Source organism: Nocardia sp. NPDC058633, assembly GCF_042717045.1.
Lineage (GTDB): Bacteria > Actinomycetota > Actinomycetes > Mycobacteriales > Mycobacteriaceae > Nocardia.
Window position 1 is genome coordinate 187,304 of sequence record NZ_JBHXRA010000012.1, and the last position, 26,462, is coordinate 213,765.

Annotated in this window: 24 protein-coding genes and 1 pseudogene; 14 read left to right on the forward strand and 11 right to left on the reverse strand. The window is 64.5% G+C overall.

Annotated elements, in window-relative coordinates; genetic code table 11:
• Positions 1-110: 110 nt before the first annotated feature.
• Entirely contained in the window at positions 111-404 is a 294-nt protein-coding gene (locus ACFWUR_RS18025) for a hypothetical protein (RefSeq protein WP_378908228.1), read from the forward strand.
• Between the two features lie 116 nt (positions 405-520).
• Here ACFWUR_RS18025 and ACFWUR_RS18030 read toward each other — a convergent pair whose 3' ends face one another.
• Positions 521-2,137: a phosphatase PAP2 family protein gene (locus tag ACFWUR_RS18030; RefSeq protein WP_378908229.1), complete on the reverse strand. Its 1,617-nt coding sequence runs from the start codon at positions 2,135-2,137 to the stop codon at positions 521-523.
• Here ACFWUR_RS18030 and ACFWUR_RS18035 point away from each other — a divergent pair.
• From ACFWUR_RS18035 to ACFWUR_RS18045, 3 genes are all read left to right on the forward strand, one after another.
• Positions 2,137-2,514 carry a hypothetical protein gene (locus ACFWUR_RS18035; protein ID WP_378908230.1) on the forward strand — a complete coding sequence of 126 codons (378 nt, stop codon included), beginning with the start codon at positions 2,137-2,139 and terminating at the stop codon, positions 2,512-2,514. The two genes, ACFWUR_RS18030 and ACFWUR_RS18035, sit on opposite strands and share 1 nt — an antisense overlap.
• Before the next feature lie 39 nt (positions 2,515-2,553).
• The gene (locus tag ACFWUR_RS18040; RefSeq protein WP_378908231.1) at positions 2,554-3,210 is read left to right on the forward strand and encodes a nitroreductase family protein; all 657 of its coding nucleotides are present in this window, start codon (positions 2,554-2,556) and stop codon (positions 3,208-3,210) included.
• Between the two features lie 675 nt (positions 3,211-3,885).
• The gene (locus ACFWUR_RS18045) at positions 3,886-4,131 is read left to right on the forward strand and encodes a CsbD family protein (RefSeq protein WP_358072573.1); all 246 of its coding nucleotides are present in this window, start codon (positions 3,886-3,888) and stop codon (positions 4,129-4,131) included.
• A gap of 568 nt (positions 4,132-4,699) precedes the next feature.
• Here ACFWUR_RS18045 and ACFWUR_RS18050 read toward each other — a convergent pair.
• The 8 genes and pseudogenes from ACFWUR_RS18050 to ACFWUR_RS18085 form a co-directional block, all read right to left on the reverse strand.
• Positions 4,700-5,050: pseudogene (locus tag ACFWUR_RS18050) on the reverse strand (Lsr2 family protein).
• Between the two features lie 119 nt (positions 5,051-5,169).
• A complete protein-coding gene (locus ACFWUR_RS18055) occupies positions 5,170-5,472 on the reverse strand; it encodes a YncE family protein (RefSeq protein ID WP_378908233.1) in 303 nt (100 codons plus the stop codon).
• Positions 5,473-5,509: 37 nt separating this feature from the next.
• Positions 5,510-5,926 carry a hypothetical protein gene (locus ACFWUR_RS18060; RefSeq protein ID WP_378908234.1) on the reverse strand — a complete coding sequence of 139 codons (417 nt, stop codon included), beginning with the start codon at positions 5,924-5,926 and terminating at the stop codon, positions 5,510-5,512.
• Positions 5,927-6,814: 888 nt separating this feature from the next.
• Complete coding sequence (locus ACFWUR_RS18065) at positions 6,815-7,282, reverse strand: tyrosine-type recombinase/integrase (protein WP_378908235.1); 468 nt, start codon at positions 7,280-7,282, stop codon at positions 6,815-6,817.
• Positions 7,283-7,536: 254 nt separating this feature from the next.
• The gene (locus tag ACFWUR_RS18070) at positions 7,537-7,929 is read right to left on the reverse strand and encodes a VOC family protein (RefSeq protein WP_378908236.1); all 393 of its coding nucleotides are present in this window, start codon (positions 7,927-7,929) and stop codon (positions 7,537-7,539) included.
• A 493-nt stretch (positions 7,930-8,422) separates the two neighbouring features.
• Positions 8,423-9,127, reverse strand: coding sequence for an ATP-grasp domain-containing protein (locus ACFWUR_RS18075; protein ID WP_378908237.1), 705 nt, complete (start codon positions 9,125-9,127; stop codon positions 8,423-8,425).
• A gap of 525 nt (positions 9,128-9,652) precedes the next feature.
• Positions 9,653-10,438, reverse strand: coding sequence for a hypothetical protein (locus tag ACFWUR_RS18080; protein ID WP_378908238.1), 786 nt, complete (start codon positions 10,436-10,438; stop codon positions 9,653-9,655).
• A 616-nt stretch (positions 10,439-11,054) separates the two neighbouring features.
• Positions 11,055-11,792, reverse strand: coding sequence for a hypothetical protein (locus tag ACFWUR_RS18085; RefSeq protein ID WP_378908239.1), 738 nt, complete (start codon positions 11,790-11,792; stop codon positions 11,055-11,057).
• Positions 11,793-12,170: 378 nt separating this feature from the next.
• On the opposite strand from ACFWUR_RS18085, the gene ACFWUR_RS18090 reads away from it, so the two are divergent.
• Positions 12,171-13,190: a hypothetical protein gene (locus tag ACFWUR_RS18090; protein WP_378908240.1), complete on the forward strand. Its 1,020-nt coding sequence runs from the start codon at positions 12,171-12,173 to the stop codon at positions 13,188-13,190.
• Between the two features lie 397 nt (positions 13,191-13,587).
• On the opposite strand, the gene ACFWUR_RS18095 is transcribed toward ACFWUR_RS18090, so the two are convergent.
• Together ACFWUR_RS18095 and ACFWUR_RS18100 are read right to left on the reverse strand one after the other, a co-directional pair.
• Positions 13,588-13,983 (reverse strand): hypothetical protein, encoded by a 396-nt coding sequence (locus tag ACFWUR_RS18095; RefSeq protein ID WP_378908241.1) that lies wholly within the window; start codon positions 13,981-13,983, stop codon positions 13,588-13,590.
• Between the two features lie 235 nt (positions 13,984-14,218).
• Positions 14,219-14,833, reverse strand: a complete 615-nt coding sequence (locus ACFWUR_RS18100) for a hypothetical protein (protein ID WP_378908242.1) — start codon at positions 14,831-14,833, stop codon at positions 14,219-14,221.
• Between the two features lie 1,013 nt (positions 14,834-15,846).
• On the opposite strand from ACFWUR_RS18100, the gene ACFWUR_RS18105 reads away from it, so the two are divergent.
• The 9 genes from ACFWUR_RS18105 (at position 15,847) to ACFWUR_RS18145 (ending at position 26,159) form a co-directional block, all read left to right on the forward strand.
• Complete coding sequence (locus ACFWUR_RS18105; RefSeq protein WP_378908243.1) at positions 15,847-16,503, forward strand: helix-turn-helix transcriptional regulator; 657 nt, start codon at positions 15,847-15,849, stop codon at positions 16,501-16,503.
• Positions 16,504-16,569: 66 nt separating this feature from the next.
• Entirely contained in the window at positions 16,570-17,442 is an 873-nt protein-coding gene (locus ACFWUR_RS18110; RefSeq protein WP_378908244.1) for an alpha/beta hydrolase, read from the forward strand.
• A gap of 470 nt (positions 17,443-17,912) precedes the next feature.
• Positions 17,913-18,827 (forward strand): proline iminopeptidase-family hydrolase, encoded by a 915-nt coding sequence (locus ACFWUR_RS18115; RefSeq protein ID WP_378908245.1) that lies wholly within the window; start codon positions 17,913-17,915, stop codon positions 18,825-18,827.
• A complete protein-coding gene (locus tag ACFWUR_RS18120) occupies positions 18,824-19,762 on the forward strand; it encodes an ACP S-malonyltransferase (RefSeq protein WP_378908246.1) in 939 nt (312 codons plus the stop codon). Before ACFWUR_RS18115 ends, ACFWUR_RS18120 begins: the two co-directional genes overlap by 4 nt.
• A gap of 8 nt (positions 19,763-19,770) precedes the next feature.
• Positions 19,771-20,022, forward strand: a complete 252-nt coding sequence (locus ACFWUR_RS18125; protein ID WP_378908247.1) for a phosphopantetheine-binding protein — start codon at positions 19,771-19,773, stop codon at positions 20,020-20,022.
• Positions 20,023-20,031: 9 nt separating this feature from the next.
• Complete coding sequence (locus ACFWUR_RS18130) at positions 20,032-23,115, forward strand: AMP-binding protein (protein ID WP_378908248.1); 3,084 nt, start codon at positions 20,032-20,034, stop codon at positions 23,113-23,115.
• Positions 23,112-24,362, forward strand: a complete 1,251-nt coding sequence (locus ACFWUR_RS18135; RefSeq protein WP_378908249.1) for a type III PLP-dependent enzyme — start codon at positions 23,112-23,114, stop codon at positions 24,360-24,362. The genes ACFWUR_RS18130 and ACFWUR_RS18135 overlap by 4 nt, the downstream gene beginning before the upstream one ends.
• Before the next feature lie 64 nt (positions 24,363-24,426).
• Positions 24,427-24,879 carry a cobalamin B12-binding domain-containing protein gene (locus tag ACFWUR_RS18140; protein WP_378908250.1) on the forward strand — a complete coding sequence of 151 codons (453 nt, stop codon included), beginning with the start codon at positions 24,427-24,429 and terminating at the stop codon, positions 24,877-24,879.
• Entirely contained in the window at positions 24,858-26,159 is a 1,302-nt protein-coding gene (locus ACFWUR_RS18145; protein ID WP_378908251.1) for a methylaspartate mutase, read from the forward strand. The genes ACFWUR_RS18140 and ACFWUR_RS18145 overlap by 22 nt, the downstream gene beginning before the upstream one ends.
• Positions 26,160-26,462: the final 303 nt, after the last annotated feature.

A 26,462-nucleotide genomic window follows, 5' to 3' on the forward strand; every position in this document is an offset into this window, starting at 1 on the left:
CGGTGCTGGTATTTAGGTCTTTCGAAGTCAGGAGTGCGGTGAGCCCGAGGCCCGGCGGTGAAGCGGATAAGATCGGCAACAGCTACGAAGCTGCGTGGATCGTAGCTAGGATGCTGGATGTGATTCAGGGGCAAGCGGAATGGATGAAAATCGAACCGCTGGGTGATCTTCGCGATGGCGCCGAGTTCGTGATCCGTCGTGCCGACGGTATTGTCGAAGCGCACCAAGTGAAGCGCCAGTTCGCAAATGCGAATGCCTGGAACTCGGGAGCGCTTGAGCGGCTGGGAGTTTGGGAAGCAGCGCTGCACCATTCGCGTGCGGGTCGTCATTTTCACTTTGTATCCATGGTGCCGTTTCGGCGAGGGCGCCGCTGGCGAGCAGCACGTAGCGCGGTACTCAGGTAGAGCTCGTGGGCCGATCCGATGCGTTCCTCGTCCAATTCCACGCCGAGCCGGGACGCTGCGGCACGGCGAGCGCTCCGTCGACGATGCGGAAGGGCTCAGGAGTGATGCGCTGCATCTCATCGACGCTCGAGCCCAGCAGGTCGTGCAGGCGCGAGAGCATCGTCAGCGTCACCGTGCGCTGGTCGGGGTGGGCCTGGTCGATTCGGCCGACGATCAGCTCGCGGATGTACTGCGCCGGGCAGGCCGAGCCTGGGGAGTGCCGACCTATCGCCGGTCGAGACGGGTCGCACGACCCACCAGACGATCGCTATCCATATCGAGGACAGCAGGATCGAGCCGATGATGTCGGTGGGGTGGTGGGCTCCGGCATAGAGTCGCTGCGCCGCTACCAGCGCCGGAATCAGGAGTGCCGCGGCTGCGAAGACCCGGTACTGCCATCGGCGTGTGGTGGCCCACACCAGCGCGGCGGTGCCGGCGTAGAGCGTCAGTGCGGCGGCGACGTGCCCGGAAGGGAAACTGGCCGTGGGGGGAAGGTCGGGATTGAGGTGTGCGACCCGGGGCCGGTCCCGGTCGACGATCGCAGCGGTGGTGAGGAATAGCGTGATCTCGCCCAGTAGCGCCGTGCCGAGGAACAACACCGGTCGCCAACTGCGCGCGATGCCCACCGCGAGTGCTGCGACGATCAGAGCGACCGTGATGATCGCGATGGTATTTCCGATCTCGCCGAATACACCGAGGATCGACGTGAGCGTGGAATTACGGTGCTCGGCGAGCATCGCCACGACGCGGTGATCCCACCCCAGGACAGCGGTGTCGGTGTCCAAGGTGCGCACCAGCATGCCGATTCCCACCAGCCCACCGACGAGCAGCACCCACGCGACCGCGAGCTCGCCGATCCCTCGCCATGGGTGCGGCAGCGTGGGCGGATGCTGGACCGGAACCGGTCGCAAGTCGTCTTCCTCGGCCGGGGCGACGTCGCCGGGTAAGGGGCCGGTGCTGTCGATCCGGGCGTCGCGACGCCATCGGTGAAAGGCGACAGTTGCCAGTACGAGCCACAATGTGCCGAGCAACCAGCCACCGAGGACATCGGTGAGGTAGTGCACGCCGAGCGCTATCCGGCTCACCCCGATGGCGATCACGATCCCCACCGCGAACACGGTCGCCGCGCGGCGTGCGCCCGCCTGCCAGGTGGGCGTGAAGACCAGCAGCACGACGCCGTAACACACCAGTGAACTCATCGCGTGTCCGCTGGGAAAGCTCCAACCGTCCGTGGTGTAGACGGGTTCGTCCACCACCGGACGTAACCGTGCGACAAGCTCTTTGACGACCGGGTTGAGGATCAGGCCACCCGCGGCGGTGAGCACCACGTAGACGGCAAGTCGGGGGAGACGACGCAGCAGCAGCCAGATGGTGGCGACGGTCAGCACCACAACCAGCGTGCTGGTCGCTCCGAGTTCGGTGATGCCGGTGACCATGCTTTGCAGGGCCTTGTTATCCGCCACCACGGCGACCAGGTGGTCGGTGACCGTTTGATCCGCGGTCTGCATCGGTTCCCACCGCGTCCGGACCAGTGCGGTGAGCACCCCGAACCCGATACCGATGCCCAGAGCGCCGAGTAACGCCGCGGCACTGCGGACAGCGAATCGTTCGGCGGCCTCGGCCTCGCTGTGATGCGCGACGACGGAGCTGTCAGCGCCCGTCGCGACTTCCTCGTCGCGTTGGTCGACAGACAATGCAACACCTCCTGCGATCATGCGGCGTCACCGACCAGCGAGAACCGCGACAGGCCACCAGTGAACTCCGGTTGCCGGATACCGTTGTTGTTCACGGTTTCCCGTTACAGGCGGTCGCAATCAATCGAGAAATCACCAGCGCGATCCCCGCGCGCGCCGCGGTCGTGGGCAAGATCTGGCCTGCGGAGCTGATCGCATCGGTGAACAGCGATTTCTTCGTGCCAGGGCCGGCAGGGTGGGAGCGGGGATCGCGGGGCACGCTCATTCTCTGCCCCTCGGGCCGCATTTCTGATAACAGCCGGATCGCCGAGCCCGCAACGGGATGGGCAGTCGGATTCGTGGTGTGCTGGGGGATGGCGATGCCCGTGACAGGATGACGGGGCGATCCTGATACCGAACGCAAGATGGGAGAACGTATGACTGTCGAGTTCCCGCATCTCGACCTGTCCGCTGACGAGGTACTGACCACGACCCGGTCGGTGCGCAAACGTCTCGACCTGGATCGGCCGGTGCCGCTGGAGGTGGTCACCGACGCATTGGAGGTGGCGCTCCAGGCGCCGTCGGGCAGTAACCTGCAAGGCTGGCATTGGATCGTGCTGACCGATCCCGAGCCCAAGAAGATCGTGGCGGAGTACTACCGCAAGTCCTACACCGCCTACGCTGCGGCGGGTGCGGCTGTGCGGCAGGCGAAGCCGCCGAAAGACGCCGATACCGCGGAGAAGGTGGCTTCGAGTGCGACCTATCTGGCGGAGGTGATGGAGCAGGTACCGGTGCTGGTGATCGGTGCGATCCATGTCCCGGGTGGGCAGATGCCGGAGGGGAACCAGGCCGGTCTGTGGGGTTCGCTGCTCCCCGCCGCCTGGAGCTTCGCGCTCGCACTGCGTGAGCGCGGCCTCGGGTCTGCGTGGACCTCACTGCATCTGGAGTACGAACGAGAGGTCGCCGAGGCGCTGGGAGTTCCCCCGAGTATTCGGCAGGGCGTGCTCTTGCCTGTTGCCTACACGAAGGGCACCGACTTCAAGCTCGCCAAACGCGCCCCGCTCGCCACAGTACTGCACGTCAACAAATGGTAGTGCTGAGCCGATTCGCCCGCGGCTTCATCTACGCCGGCGGTCGAGAAGATCTACTTGGCAGCGGCGGGTAGATAGGTCTGTCTTTCTGGACTGCGCAACACGTTCACTCTTGCGGTCTCGGTCCGCTGATCTGACACTGTTCGGCTGTGTGCTCGATGGTGTCGCCGAACCCTTCGAATCGATCTCCGCCGAGAGCATGCCTTCAGGTTGATCGCAGAGTCCGGTGACCGAAGCCGACGCTGAGGATTGGGGAGAGGTCGTCACCGTACCGGGCCGCAGTCAGCTACTGCGGCGGCGTTGACCTCGACGCTGTTGACTTCGGTGGCGGGGCTCGAGCCAGGCTCGATCGGTCCACGCCCCCTCGACCTCTGCGACGCCGTGCTCGTGCGCATCCACGCCTACACCAAGCTTTCTTGGAGGTCGAGGCCTTTGCATGTCGAGGCCGAGCTCAGCGGCCGTGGTGGTCCTGAGGTAGTGCGCGGCTCGTGGCAGCGCTCCTCGGATACGCAGTGACCGCCCGCGCGCATGACCGGACATCGAGAAGGCGCGACCGCGGGGGTAACGACCGACGGCGCCCATCACGCGAAGCGTGCGGCCGAATTCGACCCTGGTTGGTTCGGAGGAGTCGGGGTATGCCGGAAACGACAGTTCATCCTTGCGACGAGAGGTCAAACTATGCCCGAGCACGGTAACGGAGTTCGCGAAGGCGTCGAAGGCGTCGTCGAAGACGTCAAGGGCAAGGCCAAAGAAGCCGCCGGTGCGCTTACCAGCGACGACAACCTCAAAGAAGAGGGTCGGGCCCAGCAGGACAAGGCCGAGTCCCAGCGCGAGGCTGCCAGCAAGGAAGCCGCCGCGGAGAAAGCACGCGCTGAAGCCGATATCGATGAGGCGCGCCAAGCAGCGCATCAGCGCGACCGCTGATTTGGGCTGCTGACACGGTGGGAGGGGCTCGGACGAATTCGTCCGAGCCCCTCCCACCGTGTATGCGTGTCCTGCCGAGAGTAGTGACGGGGGCCTTCATCCTCCCGAATGGTCGACGCTAGCAGCCTCATTCGGGGTCAGAATGTCAGAGCTGCGCCGGTCATGGGTGTGGCGAGTCTGAGGGTCGGTGCCTGGAGTCGTGGCTGCGGCGGTCGCGGTAGGCGCAGTGGCGGGGTGTCCGATACCGCTGGTCAAGCGATGGCCGATGCCTACCGGAAACCGAAGGATCTGGTTTCGAGCCATGCTGGTCCATTGACCATGGAATCGCCAGAGCACCAACTCAATTCGGCCGCCCCGTGTGCTGTGCTACTCGAGGATTTGCAGCACGTAGGCGCCGAGAGTGATCAGAGGTTGCTGGCCGCTGCACAGACGTAGCTCGAGATCGTGCGTGCGCACGAGGCCATTGCGGGTGTGGATGTGGAGAGGGTGTCTGCGGCGGCGTTGCGAAATCGGGAGGTCGCGTCAACCGGGGCTGGTCCGGGTGGCCGAAAAAGACCAACCTTCTGCTCTACGCAGACGCAGCCTCGTAGGCGGCGATAACTTCGGTCGAGCTCGGTCCGCGGGTCGACACTGTGTGACCGTTCTTGCTGACCCATGCACGAATGTCAGCAAGATCGTTGCGCCGAATCGGTGCGCTCGCAAAAGTTTTCGCGGCGAGTCGGCCGGTGGATGTCATGGCGCGGCCGACTCGGCGGGCGTAAGGGAGCCACTGGTCGAACGTGTCGCGCAACTTGGTGGCGTTGGTATCGGACAGGTCGATTTCGTAGGTGACTCAGTCGATTCCGAAGGTGACGGTCTCGTCGGCGTCGGAAGTGCCATCGAAGTCATCAACAAGGCTGACAATGACTTCGCGTGCCATAGGGATCCAATTTCGTTCGAGTACGGAGGGCGTCTACCTATCGTCGTAGCCAGCACGGAGCATCCCAATCGGGGCATACTGGACTCTCATCCCCAAGAGACGGCTCGGGGGCAACGCAGTTACCGGCGCCCCGCGAGTACGATGACCGTGCTTCGTTCCGAGTTGGTCACATACACATTCTGTGTGCGTGGATCAACGGCAATGCCGTGCGGCTTGCCGCCGACATCAACCGTTGCGACGACCGTGTTCGACGTGGTGTCGATCATCGAGATGGTGTGGTCTTCTCGATTGGCGACGTGTGCGGTGTTCGACGCGGTATCGAGTGCAAGATGTGCCGCATCGCGACCGACCTTCACGGTGGCTGTCAGTGTCCGGGAACGGATGTCGATCGCGTGGACGCTACCGGTCTCGCGGTTGGCCACGTAGGCAATGTGTCGATGACGATTCCGTGCGGTCGGGTCAGTGCGTCACGGCGTCGGCGGAGCGGTCACCGAAGGGATGTCGCCAGGTGCGGCGTGCGCTCGCACTACGCGGTGTCTTCGCGAGCACGGTCCCCTTCTCCTTCGGTTCGGCCGAAGGACGGAAGGTCCGCCCGCCCGTGCCGGTGCGACGGGCGAGCCGAAGATCGGCCTTGGTCTGACGCAGGCGCTGCGACGAACGGTGCGCGCCGGCGGTGAGCAGGACCAGGCCGAGCATGCCGAGGGCTCCGAGCACGACTGCCCACAGGAACAACGTGCCCGACGTTGCGGTGATGTGGTAGCCGAGCAGGCTGAAGTCGTCGCTGAGCGTGTGGGCGGGTCCGCTGTTGCTCAGCACGCCCGCCGTGCCGATCACCACCGCGGCGATGAGCAGGACCAGGCCGAGGAAAACAATCATGACAGTCTCCGAATCCGGTTACACCGGTATACGTGTGGTGCCGCCCGCCCGCGGGCCGCGTGCGAGTCGAGCCGATGAGCGGACCGCCGATCGTGATGCCACGGTGCACAGCGACCCGGCGTCACCGCCCTTCACTCCGTGGAATACCCCGATCCGAGCGGGCGACGCAGCTGCCGAGGCGCGATCGTCGAGATGTCACCGCTGGCGATCGGAAGGGCGGTCCACGAAAGCCTCACCGCGGGTCCGCGATTCGGGGTGGTACCGGCAGTGTGGGGTCGGCGAACCGCCGCAGCACGAGTACCGCGAAGAGCCCGTTCGGCTCGAGCCCCTCGCCGGCCGCCCCGCCAGATCTTCCGTGGTGGCCTTCCCGACCAGGGAGCACCGGGCCAGCAAGCCCGCCCCGAACCAGCTGATGCTCAGCTTCGCCGCGCGGCACGTTGACGACCCGCGCACGTTGCCGCTCATAGCACCGGGCTGGGTGAAGACCGATCTGGGCGGCCCCAGCGCACGCCTGAACATCGACGAGTCCATGCCACGCCATGGGTGCGGCTCGGATAGCGCCCCACAGAAACCCCACACTTTTGACCGGAATCAACGCGAATCCATAGGAATCGTTGAGAACGGTCGTTCCGTGAAAAAGCTTGGCGCTGAGTACTATTGGGCACTGATGGGTAGGGTCTGGACAACTGGATCGCGCGCCAAGTGGTCGCAGGTTCAAATCCTGTCAGCCCGACAGAAGAAAACCCTCTCTGACCACGGTCGGAGAGGGTTTTGCTGTTAGCCCACAACACGTAGAGCGGGACCAGAACGGGACCGAAGGTGGTTCGAGAGCTTGTCGCCCGCCTCGGTGACCTCCCGCCGATCCGGGTGGAGGTATCGCTCAGTTGTTCAACTGTCAGCATGGCCCGCGATCTTCTGGAGCAGGTGCAGGCTCACGCCGGCATCGGTCATCCAGGTGAGTCCGGTGTGGCGGAGGTCGTGGCGCCGCAGGTGTTCGTAGCCGAGTTTGGTGACCACTTCGTCCCAGTGGGTCGCATCGCGAAGAACGCCGGTAGCGATCCGTCCACCGCGCGGGCCGACGAACAAGCGGGCATCGGTGTTGTCTTCGCCGATGACGGCAATGCGGTCGAGGACGAGTTGCCGAACTTCCTCGATCAGTGGCACGTAGCGGCGTCGGTTGCCCTTGGTTCCCTTGTCATCAAGGCGCGTGCGCGCCGCCGGAGCTCCGGAAAGCTCACCACAGCATCGACTCCGAGCAGTGGACAAAGCAAACGAGAGCCAGGCCGCGGATTGCTGAACGGAATTCCCGAGCCCGATTCGGCCGGCATATGCCCCGATCGACGGCCACCAGCTCACCGACTCCCAGACGGTGCTGCCGCACGAGCTTCGCTCGATTGCCTCATAAGGCCCTGGCTGCCGAACCCGCGTAGATGGTCACCCCACCGTCACCAGTCCACCCGGAACCCGCGGCATGGGTCCCGATCACCAAGCCGCTCACCAGGTACGACGAATTGCTGAACGGAAATCGGTACATCACCGCTTGGACGACGAGAACCAAATACGCAGGTCAGAGGATTGCAGTATTGACTAGGCCGCGGGCCGGTGGTTCCTCAAAGGTCGGTGGGCGGTGGTGCGGTTGGGCTGGACACATCGACCAGGACACCGTTGGGGTCGATGACCAGCATCCGCCGTTGGCCGTAGAACAGATCTTTCGGTTCCTCGGCGATGGGTACGGACAGGTCTTTAGCCCGTGCGAAGACCGATTCCACATCGTCGACCACGATCGTGATGTAGGAACCCGACGCCGCGCCACGGGCCTGTTCGGGTACCAGTTCGTGGTTGCGCGCCATGATGCCGATGGTTGCCCCGGAGTCGTTCGCGCGCAGTTGCACGAACCAGTCGCTGTCGAAGCTGACTTGAAAGCCCAATAGATCTACATAGAAGTCTCGCGTCGTCGAAAGTTGGTCGCTACAGATATTTACGAAGCTCTGCGAGATCGTCATGTCGCAAGGCTACTGCCGCGTCAAGCACCCGGTCGCGGGCGCGATCAATTCGACATCCGGTTACCGCGGTGAGGCTGGTGGGAAACCCGTGAGTCGAGTTGGCTCCTCATGGCACGATTGTCCGACCTCACTCGGCCGAGTCAAGGGAAATAGCGCCCTTGACACGACCTCCCTCAGTTCAGGGATGGCCAGTATGAGGAAGCCGGGGGAGTGAAGTCGCAGGGGTGTCGGGCAGGTGTCACACCTCGGCCATGCCGACCCCGGACACGACAAAGCTGCGGGGTGTCAGTCCCGCAGCTTCGGTACGCAGTGAGTACGCAGTGCCGCCAATCGGTGCCCAATTCAGTCAACGTTGCAACCCGGAAACCCCAGGTCAGGCCCACTGAGTCGTAACCTTCCCGCCAGCACAAACGCCAGGAACGGTGTTCATCATCAACATGGTGACCAATGGTTCGCACAGCCCGTCGGATCCCCTCTCTCCGCCGGTCGTGGATCATTCGAGCCGGACAGGCGGCAACGCCCAGGTAGCGTCGGACTCGCCGAGTTCGTGGCGGGGCACGCAGGCGCGGGCGAGCACCTCGAGAACGCGCTCCGGGTCGCATCCGTATACGCCCGCTCCGAATGCGCTATTGGCTTCGACGACCGCCCAACCGCGTCCTTCGATGAGGCCGACATCGATAACCTGGCCGGTGGGGCGGGTGCCACGGCAAGCAATTGCTCGACGCATGTCTCGGCGTCGGATCGCTCCTCGAGGGTCAGCGACCAAATCGCCGTTCGTGTAGCTCCCCTCACGAAGGTAGGGCGAGCATGTCAGCACACGACCATCCAGAACGAAGCAGCGGACCTCGACCTGCCAGGTCACCGGCTCAGCGATATACACAGGCGTGTCATCCGGGCACGCGTCATGGGACGGGAGCCCCGCACCTGCCTGGTACAACTGCCCGGCGAACCCCTTCCGTCCGTCGGCGGGTTTGACAAAGACGGGCCCGGGATGAGCTCGCGCCGCAGCCAGAGTCGACACGCGCAGTTCACGACGCAGGAACCTTGGGGGCAGTCCGGGCAGCCAGTCCTCCGGGACGTCGAGAAGTGCGAGGCCGAGTTGTCCGGCCACGGCTTCGGCGAACAGCACTTCGCCGTAGATCACCGCCGGTCCGGCCACCGTGTCCGGCGGTATACGCCATCCGGACAAACGCAGCACCTGCCAACCTGCACGTACGGCTGCCCCCCCGCATGAGGACGGAGTCGTTGGTGAATCGAGGGGACAGGATCAAAGTCGGCACCGTCAGCACAGTAGGACAAACGGTAGCGTCCAGCGACTGAATAGACGGAGAGCGTTAAGGTGTTGGCTGCCAACAGTATTCAGGTCGAGTCGGTCCGGGAGCAGAAGATTCGGCCATGGACGCCGATGGCGTGAGCTTCGCTGATTGCTGAGCAACTCTTGACCTGCGAGCCTCTGCGCGTGAACGGCAGGCCGTATCGGGCAGGCGGTGAGCTAGCCCCTGGTGTGCGCAACCCAACCCAGCACAGGGCCAAAACCAGGATTCGGCCGTGTCCCCGGCGTGCCTCAAGCGTCGGAAGTCGACGGTAAAAGGGTCACCGACAGGCACATGCCATCAGCAGCCATGGATATGAAGAATCCCGCCTACCAGATGTTTTGGCAGACGGGATGCGGTGGCCGGGGGTGGGATCGAACCGGCGACCTTCCGCTCTTCAGGCATTCGATTTAGTCGTTGTCGGGACTGTATGGCGCCATCCGTAGGAGCGCTGTACGCACAGCATCATCATCGTCAGGGCCGTTCCAAACGACGATGTCGAACGTTCCGCTGTCACGGAGATGCATCATCTCGCGGGCCTTACTCACGGTCAGCGGGCTGTCGACGTGATTGACAACAAGGAGGCTCTGACGAGATTGCCCATCCCACGCGGCCATCTTCATCAGCCGTACCGACTCGCGGCGGACATCAGCGGCGGAAAGCGGCTTTGCGCGGGCCTTCAGCTCGACGTACACGTCGATGCCATCGACGACAACGACGACATCGGTGCTCGGCGAATCGCTTTGACTGGGAAGGTAGTACGGGATGGCAAGCCGATCGAGAGCCCGGAGGAAACTCGCTTCGTATTCTAAGCCTTCCACCATGCGGACTCCGGCAGGTGAGGGAGCCACGATCTCGGCGGCCCGCGCGTATACGACCGCTTCATTGGGGTCTTCACTCACCTCGGCTTCTTGCCGCAAGGCCTTTCCGAGCTGTCGCCGCTTCTCCGCCATCTCGAAGCTATGTTCGCCCGAACCGAATCGGGTTAGCGCCGTTCCCTGTACGCCCAGCAGCAGCAGGACAGTGGCCAGGATCAGCAGTGCTGCCGATCCTGCTTGGTTGTCAGACAGAAAGACGGCTGCGCCGCCCGCAGCGCCGAATGCTGTACCTAGGATCCCCGCCAACCACCGTTCACCTGGCCCGAGTGATCCCGGCACCGCCTCTGCTTGTTCTCCCGGCTGTTTCTCGTCCGCCATACGATGACTTTCTGGTCGAGTCGTTGTGCGACTGTTCATGATCGGCCGCGGTGCAACTCTATAGACGGGCCGCCTGTTCCGGTCCCAGCCGTGAGATGTCGGACCGCCATTGTTGTCACCGCGCTGTCACAAGGTGGCCGTACACCCCCGGATGCGGCCGGACTTCGGCGGAATCATCTGACCAGCTCACGTAGTATTCCGAACGTCAACAGACCGTCGGCGTACACGAGCTTCTCGACTCGTAATCAACGGGCCGGACGTGCCGCCCGCGTGGCGTCGCTGTCCCTCCACGGGACGGCAGGGGACCAATCCCCCGGCTACTGCTACTCGGTGGCTTCGACCTCGTCCAGAGCCGCTAGATGCTGTTGCCACATCGCCGCGGGATCACCGGTCGGTTCCGTTACCACCGCCGGTTCGTACTGCGGCACTGGCCGAACGACTACGTGCTGAGTCTGTGTCATGCCTGGTTAGGCGTTGCCGAACACCAAACGGTTCCATCAAGTTTCATAGGACCTGTTGGCCGCTCGGCCTTGGCTAGGGTCAGCCTGCATTGTGATCCCGCACCCCTCACACCTCATGCGCAACCCGACCCAGCCAAGGCCGATCCGTGGCGACCCTACGGCTCAGGCATCGACGCCACTGTGGTCTTGTAGTCGAACTCCATGCCCATTTCTCCGCGCCAGGAATCCACGAACGCCATGCTGGTGTCGCAAGCCCATTTGGCGCAACCGGAAGCGAGGCAGACCTGGGGGAACCAGGGAACGCCGGCGTAGAGCCGGCTGTCAGGGAAGCGGTTCTTGAGGCTCGTCTCGACCTTGTGTGGGACGTCATGCCTCTGCCACTCGGACTTGAAGTGTGCAAGGGTGTCGCGAAGCTTGATCAGCTGCTGCATATCCTGAAACGGGTTCTGGCCAGCGGCCATCTTCGGTCGTCCCGCGACGGCCAAAGCGTACTGATACTTCTCCAGGATCTGCCACTTCTCCGCAGCGACGTCCGTACCCTTCCAAACCAGACCGAGCAGTTCAGCGGCTCGGCTGTCGATCCCGTTTAGCTGGGACCGCAGGGTCCCGTTGTCGTCGGCAGCCATGGCGTACACGTCGTTTATGTAAGCCTCGACAAAGTAGACGGCTGACATCGCCGCGGTTGCAGCCAGCGACTGGTGCTCGACGTCAGGCCCCATCTTCCCGCGTGCCACCAGTTCGTCTTCGCGGTCATTGCACAGTCGAGCCATATGTAGCGCTGTCCACAAGTGTTGGACGGCGAAAGGCTGCCAGATACTGACTGTGGCTGACATGCTGCCGGACCCCCCGAAGTTAGCGGTCGCTGACGGAACTTGGATGTTGTTCGACGACATGGATCGGACGCTACCGTGAGAGGGCCGTGACCGGCGCCGAACGGCGGTCTCGCGGGCAATCGCTCCAGGCCGTCTGCAGGCCGTCGGACGTCGAAATGTGCCAAGAACCGACGAGAACCCTTGAGATGCAAACCAGCAGCTCGGGGACGCATTATGGGCTGATTTCCAAGGTGGGCCAGTTCCGGCTGAGAGATCACCCAGGTCTGCGACAACCCCGAGCCGAGGCCGCCTCCACCTGTCAGGCGTATGCCCCTGGTGATTCTGGCCTACACCGTGCAAAATACAGCGGCAGGTTCCGGGAATTTCCGTCCACCTGCTAGCAGGATGAGGTTAGCCACATAGAGGTGTTCCGCCCGTTTCGCATCCAAAGGAGTTCGAGTGAATGTGCTTCGCGAGTATTTGTATGTTGACAGCGAGAAGGTAAAAGGTATCGCCAGTCAGCTATTCGATGGAGTCCCGGACTCTAGTGAATCGTCCCAAAAGCAATCCGGTCGTGGGCAGATCGGCCCTCGCTCAATTGCGTTCGTAGCTAAAGGGCATGAGGAGGATATAACCGAACATCGACTTCTGTCGGATGCGATGTTTCCGAGAATTGAGGAGGTATTGGAGGCGGAGGGATACTTGGTCGATATATCCGAGATAGTCGCCGAGGGAGAGGCATTTTCCTCTGGCTTGCTTAGACGAGACTATCCCGCTGGGGCAATTGTTCGGATTACCGCAGAGGGTCGATTGGTTGACCCTCGCTACTTTGGTCGAATGATGATGGGGTTTGCAACTGCGGTGTCAGGTTTCTCGCTGATGGGAATCAAGCGCGATGGCCCAACTTCGTCTCGCCCGGCAGGCTCCGGCGGTTCGCGTCAATCAAAGAACGCTGGTCCGGGAAAGAATAACTCATCAAATTTAGAGGATCAGATTCCTGATATTGGGTCCGATTCGATTGTCGCTGACAGTATCAAAACATCGGATCTGCGGGGAATGGTCAAGATTATGCGTGGACTCTACCCTGAAGGGTTATCTATGGTCCTAAGCCCCGCTGGTGACGCTGGCGCTAACATTTCGCTACGACTTCAAGAGGGCCGTCAATATCTTGACGCCGAACCTGATGTGCTATTCGCGCGGTACGGTCTTGATTCTCAAGATTGGACCGTGGTCGGCGTGATTGGTTATCACGCAGAAGCTGGCGACATCTCAAGTTTCGATGACGTTGTTGACCCGGCCAACGGAAATATTCGGCGCGGAGTTTTTACTGCGGCCACCAACGACTTCTTGAGGTCTCTCGGTAACAGCGGACTAGCAGAGGTGGCTCAGGCCCCGGGATTTTCCGTGGTCCCAATCGCCGTATATCGCGCGATACCCAAGGCGGCATCAGCTGCGTTCGCGGATGGTGCCGCCTTGTGACGGCTGGTCCATAGATCGCGCTGGTCGCGGCCGCAGATTTCAGGATTCGAGCCACGAGGTTCAGCGGGACCGGAGCGGGACCACACGCTACGAACGATACCGAACAAACTCCATGTCGGCGCTGATCGGTGCACCACCGAAAGATGCTTCTGGCCAGGCGATTTCGCCCACCGGCTGAACTGGGGGTCAAGTGGTCGCAGGTTCAAATCCTGTCAGCCCGACAGTGAAAATCCCCTCTGACCTGTGTCGGAGGGGGTTTCGCATTTTCGGAGATTTGACGTTTTTGGCCAATTCCCACAGAAACCTCACGTTTTTGAACTCCGAGGCCTGTCGAGAACCCGCGAGTAGCCTGTCTCGCGGCGCCTGTCGGCGAGTTCAGCGGATCACCTTCCGCCCCTCACACCCAGGGCTTGTAGGTCTGGAACCGACGCTGCGTGCGCCCCGTCGGGGCGGGCGCGGCTCGCATGATCGAGCTGCTGACTCGACTGAGGTCGAGCGTGCCCCTCGACGTGGCGGCGGCGTGTGGGTGCACGGGGAAGGTTTCGCCTCGACTGTGGGTGTGTCGACTTCGACGACCTCGACGTTGTTTGTCGAGTCCAGCGCCCTCCCTGGTATTTCCGACCCTGGGGGTTCCGTCCGGGCCCCGGACAACGAGATTCAGATTGTTGACCAACGTCTCGCCGGGGAAGTCGCTGTAGGCGAGCAGGACCCGCAGCGGAACGGCTGCCGAGGTGACCTCGATCTCGAGGGTATGGAGTTGTCCGGTCGACACCTTCTTGCCCTGGCGCGCCAACAGCCTGGACGGCGCCGCGGGGGCAGCGCGAGCCCGCCTGCGGTCAGTGGCGTGGCCATGCTGGTGTCGCCCATGTAGAAGTGCTTCGGGGATCTCGGGAACGGGTGCCAGCCGTGTGCGGTGGGGCTGAGCATCGTCGACCTCGTCGACAGGGTTCATTGCCGGGGGCAACGTGCGAAGTCCGTCCCGCAGCGTCAGAACGACCGCTGCGGAACGCACCTCTGCGAGTCGTGTTTCAGCAGCCTTCGCCGCCGGCACCGCCCGCGCTACCTTGGGCAGGTTGGCCGGGATTGAGGCCATTGCAGCCGGAACCGCCATTGCCACCGGCACCATTGCCCGCGACTCCGGATCCTCCCGCGCCTCCAGGGCCGCCCGCGCCATTCCCGTTGGCATTTCCGCCGGTGCCACCATCCCCGCCACGGCCGACTGCGGCGCCGCCGCCTGCGCCGCCCGCACCGCCGGCGCCCGCTCCTGCCCCCGCACCACCGTTTCCGCCGTCACCCGCGCCACCGGTGTCACCCGAGTCCGCGGAAGCACCGCCTGCGCCACCAGGGCCACCAGCGCCGGTGCCTGCGCCGTCACCGCCGTGACCGCCTGCCCCGCCGGTCCCGCCGACCGAGGGGACACCGCCTTTGCCACCCGCACCGCCCGCGCCGTCGGGGGTCGCGTTCTGGCCGTCGCCGCCGGGGAAGCCGTCGATGTGCTCACTGGTGCCGGTCGCGCCGTCGGCACCGGGAACGCCCGCCTCGGCATAGACAGAAGGTGCAGCGCAGAGGAGCATCGCCGCGGCAAAGGCGGGTACGCACAAAGACCTGGCCGAGAGCCGTGAACGTGCTTTCTTGATTTTCATGTCGAGCCCCTAACTCTCTTCTCGAGATACGGGGGAGATAGCCACGACACCCAGACAGGTGCCCGGCCAGGGATCAGACCACCGTCATAGGATCCGCAACGGCAGAAGGACTCCGCCACGAACCCTAACACTCATTGCGATTGATATCTCGCGACCGCGAACGCCTGACCTGCTATGACGCGATCATCAGCCCGAACTCGACACCCACAGAGCAGGTAAGATGCGGGCCGGTTCCTCGGCTGGTACGCCCGCTCCTGTGCGGCAGGTGCACATCCCCCGGTGGGTCGCGTAGTGGTCTTGGTCCTGCTCCGACCAGTACCGATCATTCATGTCGAGATTTCGTTCACGCACGAACCTCTCGAATGCGTTGCTGAATGCCCTACTTCTGCCCTTGATGAATTCGTCGACGAGCTTGCGTGAATTGTCCTCTGTCGTCGCCCGGCAACTTTGCCGTCCGGAGCGTCCCTGGCCGTGGGGATCGACATCTGTTGTCGCGGGGTTCGGCTGTATAGCGGCCTGGTCGCGAGGTTGGTGAGGATGCGGCAATGCTCGAGCCGCGGCGGGTGTGAGGTCGGGCAGATTTGTCCGGACGATGATTTCGAGCTCTGCCGGTTCCGCGCTGGCATCCCGGCGGGTGTGTGTATCGGTCGAGAGTCGACGAACGGCGCGAATCGCGCGCCGGGGTTCTCGAGCGTCGCCGACAGCCGGTGCCGAAAGTAGGCCTTGCCCATGTGTCGATCCACCGCCGCGAGCTGCGCGAGCTGCGGGTCCTCCAGCAGCGCAAGGTATTCGGCGCCCATCCATCCTGACCAGATGGCCATCCATCTTGACGAATGGCCATCCACGGTGACGATTCAGGGGCCGCCGTTTCGCGGCGGTGTCGGAGCGCTCCCGTGCCGCGTATATTTCAGCCGATGCACGCGTCGGACGAGCGACAGCCATTGAACCCGCGGTGGTCCGGCACAGGGCGCCTGCGTCCCGGTGTACTCGAGATCGAGGGTCCGCTGGGAAGTTTGCCGCGACATTCTCACCACTCCGTGCAGGTGGCCGTCGCCCACCAAGGGTCGTTCGTCATCGAGGATCTCCAGGGCCGGCAGCGACGTACGAACGCGGCGATCGTTCCCGCCGATCAGTCGCACGCGTTCAGCGCAGCCGGCGCCTGGGGCGTCGTGGCGCACGTCGAGCCCGAGTCCTCTCTGGGTGCCGAGCTGATCGAGTTGGTCGACGATCCGTCCCACGCTCGCGCCTGGGATCACGCAGGACAGACCCTGACCAAGGGCCACAGCGCGTACGTCGAAGGGCGCCTGCGCTCTCCCGGAAACACCTCGCATCCGCTTCATCCGGGAGTCGCCGCCGCGCGCACCCGCCTTCGGACCGAGCTGGACTCACGACCCATCCGGCTTCGCGACCTCGCCGCGACCGTTCATCTGTCGGAGAGCCGGCTGTCCCATCTCTTCGCCCAGGACCTCGGAATCACCTTCCGGGCTTACGTGAGATGGCTCCGGCTGCTCCGGGCGACCGCAGCGGTCGCGCAGGGCCGGACGCTCACCGATGCGGCTCACCTGGCGGGGTTCACCGACAGCTCCCATCTCACGAGGACGTGTCGCCGAACCTTCGGCGGCCCTCCCACCGCGTTCAGCACGATCCGTTGGGAGATCCTGCCGACCTAGCAGGTTGGTCCAATCCTGGACCACGGTGAAGCGGCGAGGCTCGAGCAGACCAGAAAGGAACTGCTCGTGAACGAATCACCCATCTTCGACTCCTTCACGCCGGACGGCGGCGGCCCCCGACTCACCTCACTCCAGTGGGTCCCGAGCGGGCCTGCGCGGGCCAGTGTCGTCATCATGCACGGTCTCGGCGAGCACGCCGCCCGCTACGACAGCACGGCTCGGTTGTTGACCGCGGCTGGTTTCTCCGTGATTGCCATGGACTACGAAGGATTCGGGCGATCCGAAGGGCGGCGCGGCGACGTCCGATACCAGTCGACGGCGCAGGCCGTGGACCATCTCGTCGCACACGAGCGTGCGCGAACGGGCGGCGCACCGGTCGTGCTGTACGGCCACAGCCTGGGCGGGCTCTACGCGTTCCTCTACGCAGCGGACCGGCCGGGGACGGACGTGGCCGCGGTGGTGGTGACCGGACCCGCTTTCGACTCGGAGCTGCGGAATCAGCGGCTGAAGGTGGCCGTGGTCAGGAGCCTCGGCCGCGCGTTCGCCACGCTGACGTTGCCGAACGGGCTGCGTTTCGAGCATGTCAATCGCGACCCCGACGTCGTCGCCGAACGGTACGCCGATCCCTTGGTCCATGGGCGAGCGACCGCACGCTTCGCGATCGACGTCTTGGCACAGATGGATCGCGTGGCATCGGCTGCCACCCGAGTCGCCGTACCACTACTCGTGGTTCATGGAGACGCCGATCTGATCAATCCGCTCTCCGCCAGCCGCCGGGTGGTCGACCTCGTGCCGTCGGCGACACTGAGGACCTGTCCGGGCGTCTACCACGGGTTGGAGGATGAAGCCGAGGGACCGGTCATCCTGGCCGACGTCATCGCGTGGATCGACCGGACGCTTCGGGGCGAGAAGTCCGCCACCAACCTGCGTCCGGGGTAACCACTCCGGATAGTTCTGCTGATCCCGCCACATGTCATGGTCCTGATGTGCACGAAGTTGCGAAAGCCGTTGCGACACCGAGGCAGCTGCTTTTACTGTGGCCGAACAGCGCCGTCGCCGTTCGGTCGGCGAACCGAGCGCGTCGACGATGTGGTCGGCGAGCCGTCCGATGTCGGCCGTGCACGATTCGTCGCGGAGTCCAGGGCCTCGACCGGTACTCATCATGGCCGTGTGACCCTTTCGCGCCGTAGGTGATTCACCAGGTGACCGAACAGTCCGTGCGCACCGTACCCGACCCTAACGACGGGTCCGTGCGCTTCATACCCCTAGCCGCCCCTGTCGGCGAATCCTCTTGTTCGCAGGGACGGAGCCATCGCATTAGGGGACGGTTAGGGGTCCCTGCGGCGGGTTCTACCGGGTGTGCTGAAGGTCGTGATCCCGTGATCCGGTGATCTCAGGGAGGAGGCAAAATGGACGCGTCATTCGTAGCGCCCAAACCTACTGCGAAGGGGACGGTGCCGTTCGGTCGGTACTCGACCTGGTATCGAGTGACCGGCGATCTGCACAGCGATCGACCCGCCGTCGTCGCAGTACACGGCGGTCCCGGCAGCACACACGACTATCTGCTGAGCCTGACCGCGCTGACCGCCGAGGGCTGGCCGGTGGTGCATTACGACCAGCTCGGCAACGGCGGCTCGACCCATCTGCCTGAACAGGGCGCGGACTTCTGGACGGTGGGGCTGTTCGAGGCGGAACTCGACAATCTCCTGACCCAACTGGGCATTTCCCACAACTATGTGCTGTTCGGGCAATCCTGGGGCGGGCCGCTCACAGCGAAGCACGCGGCGGGAAATCCGGCGGGACTGCGCGGGCTGGTGGTCGCGAACGCACCCGCCTCGATGCCGCTATGGCGGCGCGAGATGGCAGTGCTGAAGGCGGGGTTGCCGCCTGCGGTGCAGGAGACGTTGCGGAGGCACGAGGCAGCGGGCACCACCGATACCGAGGAGTATGTCGGCGCGATGCGGGTGTTCTACGACCGGCACGTCTGCCGGGTCCAGCCGTGGCCGCGCGACTTCATGTCCTCGTTCATGGAGATCTACAACGACCCGACCGTGTACTACACCATGAACGGCCCCAACGAGTTTCATGTCATCGGGACATTGAAGGACTGGTCGATCGTCGACGAGCTGCCGCGGATCGACACCCCGACGCTGCTGATCAACGGCAGGCACGACGAGGCGACGGCGGCGGTTATGCAGCCCTACTTCGAGCTCATTCCCGGGGCCAGGTGGGAGGTCTTCGAGGAATCGAGCCACCTGCCGCATCTCGAGGAGCCGCAGCGCTTCCGCCAAGTGATGGTGGACTTCCTGAAGAGCCTGTCATGACCACAGCGTTCATCTTTCCCGGCATGGGCCCCGCGTCGTTCGATGAGGTCGGGCGTTTCATGGTGGCGAATCCGATTGCCAGAGAACTGGTTCAGGTCGCCGACGAGACGCTCGGCTATTCGTTGGTCGATGCGTTCCGGCTGGCCGAAGGCGATTATTCGCACCCGGCGCAGATCGCCTTCCTGATCAATTGCCTGGCGTCGGCGCAATGGGCGGTCGACCGTCTCGGCATCGAGCCGGATATCTGCGTCGGTCCGAGCTTTGGTGGAAAGGCCGCCCTCGCCTTCGCCGGCGTGCTTTCGGTGCCCGATGCGGTGTGCCTGACCGCGCGCCTTGCCGTCTGCATGGATGACTACTTTGCCGAGGAGCACACCGATATCGTGACGCACTCGTTCGTCCGGGTGCCCGCCGATAAACTTGCCGACCTGCGTGCGGAACTCGACGCACTCGGTGCGTGGAACGAGATTTCCTGCTACGTCGACGACGGCTTCTTCATGCTCTCGCTGAGCGAGAGCCGGGTGGAATGGTTGCAGCAGCGCCTGCGGGCCGTCGGCGGGATGTCGCTTTACACTATGCGGCCCCCGATGCATTGCCCACAATTCGCGGGCCTGCGGGATCGGGTGGCCGACGAGGTGCTGCCGACGCTGGACTTCGCCGATCCACGCCTGCCGGTAATGGCTGACCAAGACGGCGCTGTACTGCGCACCGGCGCCCAGGTCGCGCAGATGCTGCTCGACGGGATCGTGCGGCCGCTGCGCTGGCCCGAAGTGGTGACCTCGTTGCACAGCTGGGGGGTGCGGACAGTATGCGTCGCGGGTCCGGACAGTCTCTTCGGGCGGGTCGCCTGCACCACCAATTCGTTTGACGTCATTCCGGCCAATCCGCGCCTGGCAATGATGCCGGTTCGCCGTTCCGGTGCTTATTTCGACAAGTAGGAGTAGCCATGTGGGACCCGCAATTTGAACAGATTCTCCGGAAGTACCTGCCATTCCTGTCACCGGATGAGTCGATGACGAACGAGCTCGAGCTGCGGGATCTCGGCTTGGATTCACTCGCCACCGTCGAGTTGCTCAGCGAGCTGGAGCAGGCATACGACACCCGATTCGTCGACGACGCACTGGCGCTGGACAATTTCGCTACCCCCGCTGTGCTGTGGACGACGCTGTCGAGCTTGTCGGCCGGCGTCACGGGATGAGGTCCGACCATGATTAGCATCGGCTCGGGATTGGTCGAGCGGTTCCGTCGCGGTCTCGCGGTATCCGCCGACCGGCCCGCAATTCGCGTCGGTGGTAATTCGCTGACATACGCACAGCTCGATGAGCGTGCCCTGGTACTCGCGGGCGCGCTGATGGGGCATGCGCCGACTCCAACGAGTATCGGAGTGCTTGCTGGCAAATCACTTTCGGGTTATGTCGCACTGCTTGCCGGGATGTACACCGGCATTCCCGTGGTGCCACTGCAACCCGCGTTCCCGGTCGCGAGAACCAAGGCGATGATCGACGCCGGCGGTGTGAAAGTACTGGTGGCAGACGAAGAGTCGGTTGCAGCGCTGGCGGAGTTGCGCTCGGTGGGCGTCGACCTCCCTGTGTTGATCTGCACACCGGGGCGCGAGAGTGCCGGGGAGATCCGGGTGGATCCGGCGCAGGCGTTGACGGCTCCGTGCGCGACGAAGCCCGAGGACATCGCCTACATCCTGTTCACCTCCGGATCGACGGGACGGCCCAAGGGAGTGCCGGTGACCCAGGGCAACTGTGCCCACTACTTCGGGCTGCTCGACGATCGGTACGATTTCGGGCCCGACGATGTGTTCTCGCAGACCTTCGATCTCAACTTCGATTGCGCGATGTTCGACCTGTTCTGCGGCTGGGGGGCGGGCGCGACAGTGCTGCCAGTGCCCGCGACGGCATATCGAGAATTGCCGGAATATATTGCTGAACAAGGAATTACGGTCTGGTTCTCCACGCCGAGCGCGATCGGGCTCGTCCGCCGCACCACCGGCCTCGCCGCGGCAGCGTTGCCGTCGCTGCGCTGGAGCTTCTTCGCGGGCGAGGCCCTTTACCACCGCGACGCGGCGGATTGGCATCGGGCCGCGCCGAATTCGGCTATCGAAAACATCTACGGCCCTACCGAACTGACCATTACAGTGGCCGTGCACCGCTGGCATCCGGACGCCCCCACCCGCGATACCGTGCCCATCGGCGCGATCCATGGCGGCCACGACTACCTCTTGCTCGACACCGACGACGGTGCGGACAGCGTCGAAGGGGAGCTGTGTATCGCCGGCCCCCAGCTCACTCCGGGATACCTCGATCCGGGCGACGGTATCGGCCAGTTCTTCGACAGGCACGGTCGCCGGTACTACCGCACCGGCGACCGGGTGCGGCGCGATGTCGAGGGGCAGCTGACGTACTTGGGCCGGACGGACTCTCAGGTCCAAGTGCGCGGCATCCGGATAGAACTGGCCGAGGTGGAGTCGGCGCTGCGCGCCTGCACCGGTGTGCAGGACGTGGTCGCCGTCGCGGTCACTGCGGACGGGTCCGTGGAACTCGCGGTCTTCTACACCGGTGCGCCAACCTCGCAGGTTGAGCTTGCCCGCGAACTCCGTAGCACGCTGCCCGCCGCGATAGTGCCACGCCGGTACACGCACCTGAACGAGTTACCACTCAACAGCAATCGCAAGGTCGATCGGCGCGAGCTGGCGCACTGGGCGGCGGATGACACGCGTACAACGCAGGAGACTATGGTGCGGGACAACCACGCGGTGACGGCAGACGAGCAGGCGATGACGGTGCACGGCGTGCTGGACGAGGCGGTGGCGCACGCCGACCCAACGGCCGTCGCGATCTCCGACCGGCACGGTCGCTGGACCTATCGAGAACTCGCCGACCACAGCCTGGCCGTATCCGAATGGCTGAGGCGCCAAGGGGTTGGCGTAGGCGACCGTGTGCTCGTGCGACTGCCGAGCACACGCGAGGCGGTGGCGATCTTCTACGGAGTCGCACGTGTCGGGGCGATTTTCGTCCCCGTCAACCCCGCCATGAAGGACTATCATCTGCGCTCGGTGCTGGACAACGCAGAACCCGCGCTGGTCATCGCGGATGGTGGGCAGGCGGCCGAGCTCGCCGAGTTCGCTTCCGTGCCGGTGCACGAACTGGGCCGGATGTTGGAGCAGCTCCGCTCCCACGATGGCACCGAACGGGCTGGCGAGGTCACCGATTCGGACCTGGTCGCCGTGCTCGTCTACACCTCGGGCAGTACTGCCGCGCCGAAGGGTGTCATCTGTCCGCATCGCCAGATGGTCTTTGCGTCACGGGCGATCAACGCGGAGCTGCGCTACCGGCCCAGCGACGTGGTGTTCTGCCGGTTCCCGATTTCCTGGGACTACGGGCTGTACAAGGTGCTGCTCGCCGCGCTCGGCCGCAGTGAACTGGTGCTGGCCGACGGTGACGCGGATCTGGTGCTGCTCGACCGGATTCGCGAATCGGGGGCAACAGTGGTGCCCATCGTACCGTCGCTGGCCGCGATGATCTGCTCGCTGGTCCGGCGCGAGAACGAATCCGTCGCGGCGATCGGCGCCGATTACGGAAAGGTCAGGATGTTCACCAATACCGGTGCGGCACTGCCGGAATCGACGATCGAGCAGTTGCGGGCGGCCTTCCCGAACGCGGTCGTGGTGCGCCAGTTCGGGCAAACCGAATGCAAGCGGATCTCGGTGCTGCCACCGGAATTCGAGGACGCCAAGGGCTCGTCGGTGGGCAGGGCGTTGCCGGGTACGACCGTGCACATCCTCGACGAGTCCGGCTCGGCGCTGCCGACCGGGGCAGTCGGCGAAATCGTCGTCGAGGGTCCGCATGTCATGCCCGGGTATTGGCGCCTTCCGGAGATCACCGCGCGGACGTTCCGGGTGGGTCCGACGGGCGCGCGACGGTTGCACACCGGCGACTACGGGCGACTGGACTCCGACGGCTTCCTCTACTACGAGGGCAGGCGTGACGACATGTTCAAACGAAAGGGGGTGCGTATGAGCACGATTGAGATCGAGGCCGCAGCGACGGATATCCCGCAGGTGCGGGCCGCGGCGGCGGTGCCGCCGGAGGGGGATCGCGATCTGATCATCTTCGTCGAGGGTGAGATCGACGCGCACGTCGTACTTCGCGAACTGTCGCGGCGGCTGGAGGCGCAGAAGGTGCCCGCAGAGTGCCGGGTGGTCGAGAGCATTCCGCTCACCCGGCACGGCAAGCACGCGCGCGCCGCGCTCGTTTCGCTACTGGAAGCGGCGGACCGATGACCGGCTACACCGACTACACCGACTTGGCCAAGCAGTTCGGCACTCCGCTGTACGTGTACGACATAGACCGGATCCGGCAGGCGCGCAGCGATCTGTTCGGGGCGCTCCCGGAGGAGGTCGAACTGTTCTTCGCACTCAAGGCGAATCCGCACCCACAGGTCGCGCGCGCGATGCGGGACGGGACAGGCAAGGCCTGCCGCGCCGAGATCAGCTCGACGGGCGAACTGGCCGCGGCCTTGGCTGCCGGATTCACCGGCGCCGACATCCTCTATACCGGACCAGGTAAGACCGGCGGGGAGCTGGCCGAGGCACTCGCCGCGGGTGTGCGCCTGTTCTCCGTCGAATCCCGCACCGACCTCGAGCATGTCGGCGCGGAAGCCGAGCAACTCGGTGTGGTGGCCGACTGCCTGATCCGGGTGAACAGCGCCACCTCGAGCTCTTCGACCAGCATCCGGATGACCGGTGTGCCCTCACAATTCGGCTTCGACAGCGAAAATCTGCCCGAACTGCGTGATCAGCTGCTCGGCGTGCGTGGCGCCACCGTCGCAGGCGCGCATTTCTTTCCGCTGAGTAACGCCAAGGACGAGGCGAGCCTGATCGCCGAATTCACCCACACCATCACGCTGGCCGCCCGGCTACAGGACGAGCTCGGTATCGCGTTCCGCTTCCTCGATATCGGCGGCGGATTCGCAGCTCCGTACGCGGTCCTCGGTGATCGGCCGGTGTATTCCGCGCTGCGCGAGGCACTTTCGGTGGCATTGGACAAGCGGTTCCCCGGCTGGCGTGATGGCGCACCCCGGGTGGCCTGTGAGTCGGGCCGCTATCTCGTCGGCGACAGCGGGCAGCTGATTTGTTCGGTGGTCAATCTCAAAGAGAGCCGCGGTCGCAACTATGTCATCGCGGACGCCGGTATCAACACCTTCGGCGGTATGTCCGGATTGGGCCGGCTGCTGCCGGTGGCGGTGACACCGCAGCCCGACGGCCGGGCCAACGACCAAGTGGCCAGCCTGGTCGGTCCGCTGTGCACCCCGGGCGACATCCTCGGCCGCGATATCGCGCTGCCCACCCTGAGCCCGGGTGACCTGGTGGTCATCCCGAACGCGGGCGCCTACGGCGTCACCGCGAGCCTGTCGATGTTCCTCGGCCGTCCGGCGCCGGCAGAAGTACTGATCAGCGGCGGGCAGGTCATTTCCGCGTCGCGCCTGCGGCAGGTCCGCGACTACCAAATCGGAGCACCAGTGTCATGAGCGAGGGAATCGTGTTGCAGAGCGCATCGCACATGCTGGATCCGAGCGTCAGCGAGGTGCAGTCATGAGGATTGTCGATGAGTCCCGCGACGACCAGCAAAGACCGGTCATGGTGACCGGCGTCATCTCCGACTCGCACACCTGGAATCTGGTGTTTCTGCAACTGTTTCTGGAGGAGCGCGGCTATCCGGTGGTGAATATCGGCCCGTGCGTGCCCGAACGGCTGCTGGTCGAGGAATGCCGGCGCCACAGGCCCGCGCTGGTCGTAGTGAGCAGTGTGAACGGGCACGGGTACCAGGACGGTATGCGGATGATCGGCCCGCTGCGCGAACAATTCGGTACTGCGGAACTGCCGGTGGTGATCGGTGGGAAGCTCGGCATCCGTGGTGATCAGCGTGCGGACGAACGCGGCACGCTGACCGACGCCGGTTTCACTGCCGTCTTCGACGACAGCGCCGAAGGACTCGTCGAGTTCGATCGGGTGCTGGAATCGCTATGGCAGTCGGTGCGGGCATGAGTATCGTCACGTCCGCGGATACGGGATTCGGCGCGTTCGTCGGACGGGCGCACCGCGCAGGCGAGTTGGTTGTGCAACCCAGGATGGGGATGAGCGCGCCGGAGCAGATGCGGGCAGGCCTGCGCGCCACCCGCGACGCGGTCGGCGTAACGGTCGGCACCGTTACCGTCGACAGCTACACCAGGGTTGGTGACCTCGAGGCGGCGCAGCTGGCCGTCCTCGGCGGGGTAGCGCTCAACGGCTATCCCATTGTCTCCCATGAGCATTCCACCACCATCGACGTGCTGACATCGATTGCCGGGCCGGAGTTCCCGGTTCAGGTGCGCCACGGCAGCGCCGATCCGGGCGATATCTTCCGCGCCATGACGGCAGCGGGTCTGGACGCTTCCGAGGGCGGGCCGGTGTCCTATTGCCTGCCTTACGGGCGGGTGCCGCTGGGCGATTCGACCAGGTTCTGGATCCGATCCTGCGATGAACTGAGCGAGCTGCGGGCCACCGGTCTGGAACCGCATCTGGAGACGTTCGGCGGGTGCATGCTCGGTCAACTGTGTCCGCCGAGTGAGCTGGTGGCGATCAGCGCGCTGGAGGCGATGTTCTTCCACTATCACGGATTTCGGAGCATCTCGGCCAGCTATGCCCAGCAGACCAATCCGATCCAGGATGCCGAAGCGGTCCGCGCCCTGCAACGCCTATGCGCCGAGCATTTGCCCGAAACCGACTGGCACATCGTGATTTACGCGTACATGGGGGTGTATCCATCGACGCGAAGGGGCGCGTACGCGCTGCTCGGCGCGGCGGCGCGGCTCGCGGCTGCTACCGGCTGCGCGCGTCTGATCGTCAAGACCGAGGCGGAATCGGTGCGCATACCGACCGTCGCGGAGAACGTCGCCGCACTCGAATTCGCCGCCGCTGTGGCGGCTGATACGCCGAGATCGGTTGCCGAGTCGCATGATTCGCAAACATATCGAGAGGCGGCGGCGCTCGTTGCCGCGGTGCTGAATCTCGACGCCGACCCCGGGACCGCGATGCTGCGGGCCTTCGAACGCGGCTACCTCGATATCCCGTACTGCTTGCACCCGGACAACCCCGGTCTGAGCCGAAGCTATATCGATGACCGGGGCTACCTGTGCTGGGCGGATATCGGACGGTTGCCGCTGTCCGGGATGGTCGACGGTTCAGGTCCGCGGACGCTGACCTCGAGCGAGCTGATCGGGTCGCTGACCTATGTCAGCCGGAAGTTCGATCAAGAGCTCGATTCCGTTGACACACTGGCGAGTTAGCCGTGCCTCCGTATTCGCCGACTGCCTGGTCACCGCGCCGATGAACTGCGCCCGGCGCAGACATGATCGACGTCGCGGCGGCGGTGCTGCCGGGGCTGCTGCTCGGACTCGGGATGGGCGCGGTGATATCGGTTGCTCTGCATGGGTCGGGCGCCGGTGTCGACCAGGCAGGCACGCGATCGCCTCGGAGATGGTCGAGATGACCCAGCAGGTCGGTGGCTCGATCGGCATCGCGCTGCTGAGCACGATCGGGACCTCATCATGGTCGCCCTGCTCCCCAGCGCCCTGCCCACCGCCGAAGCC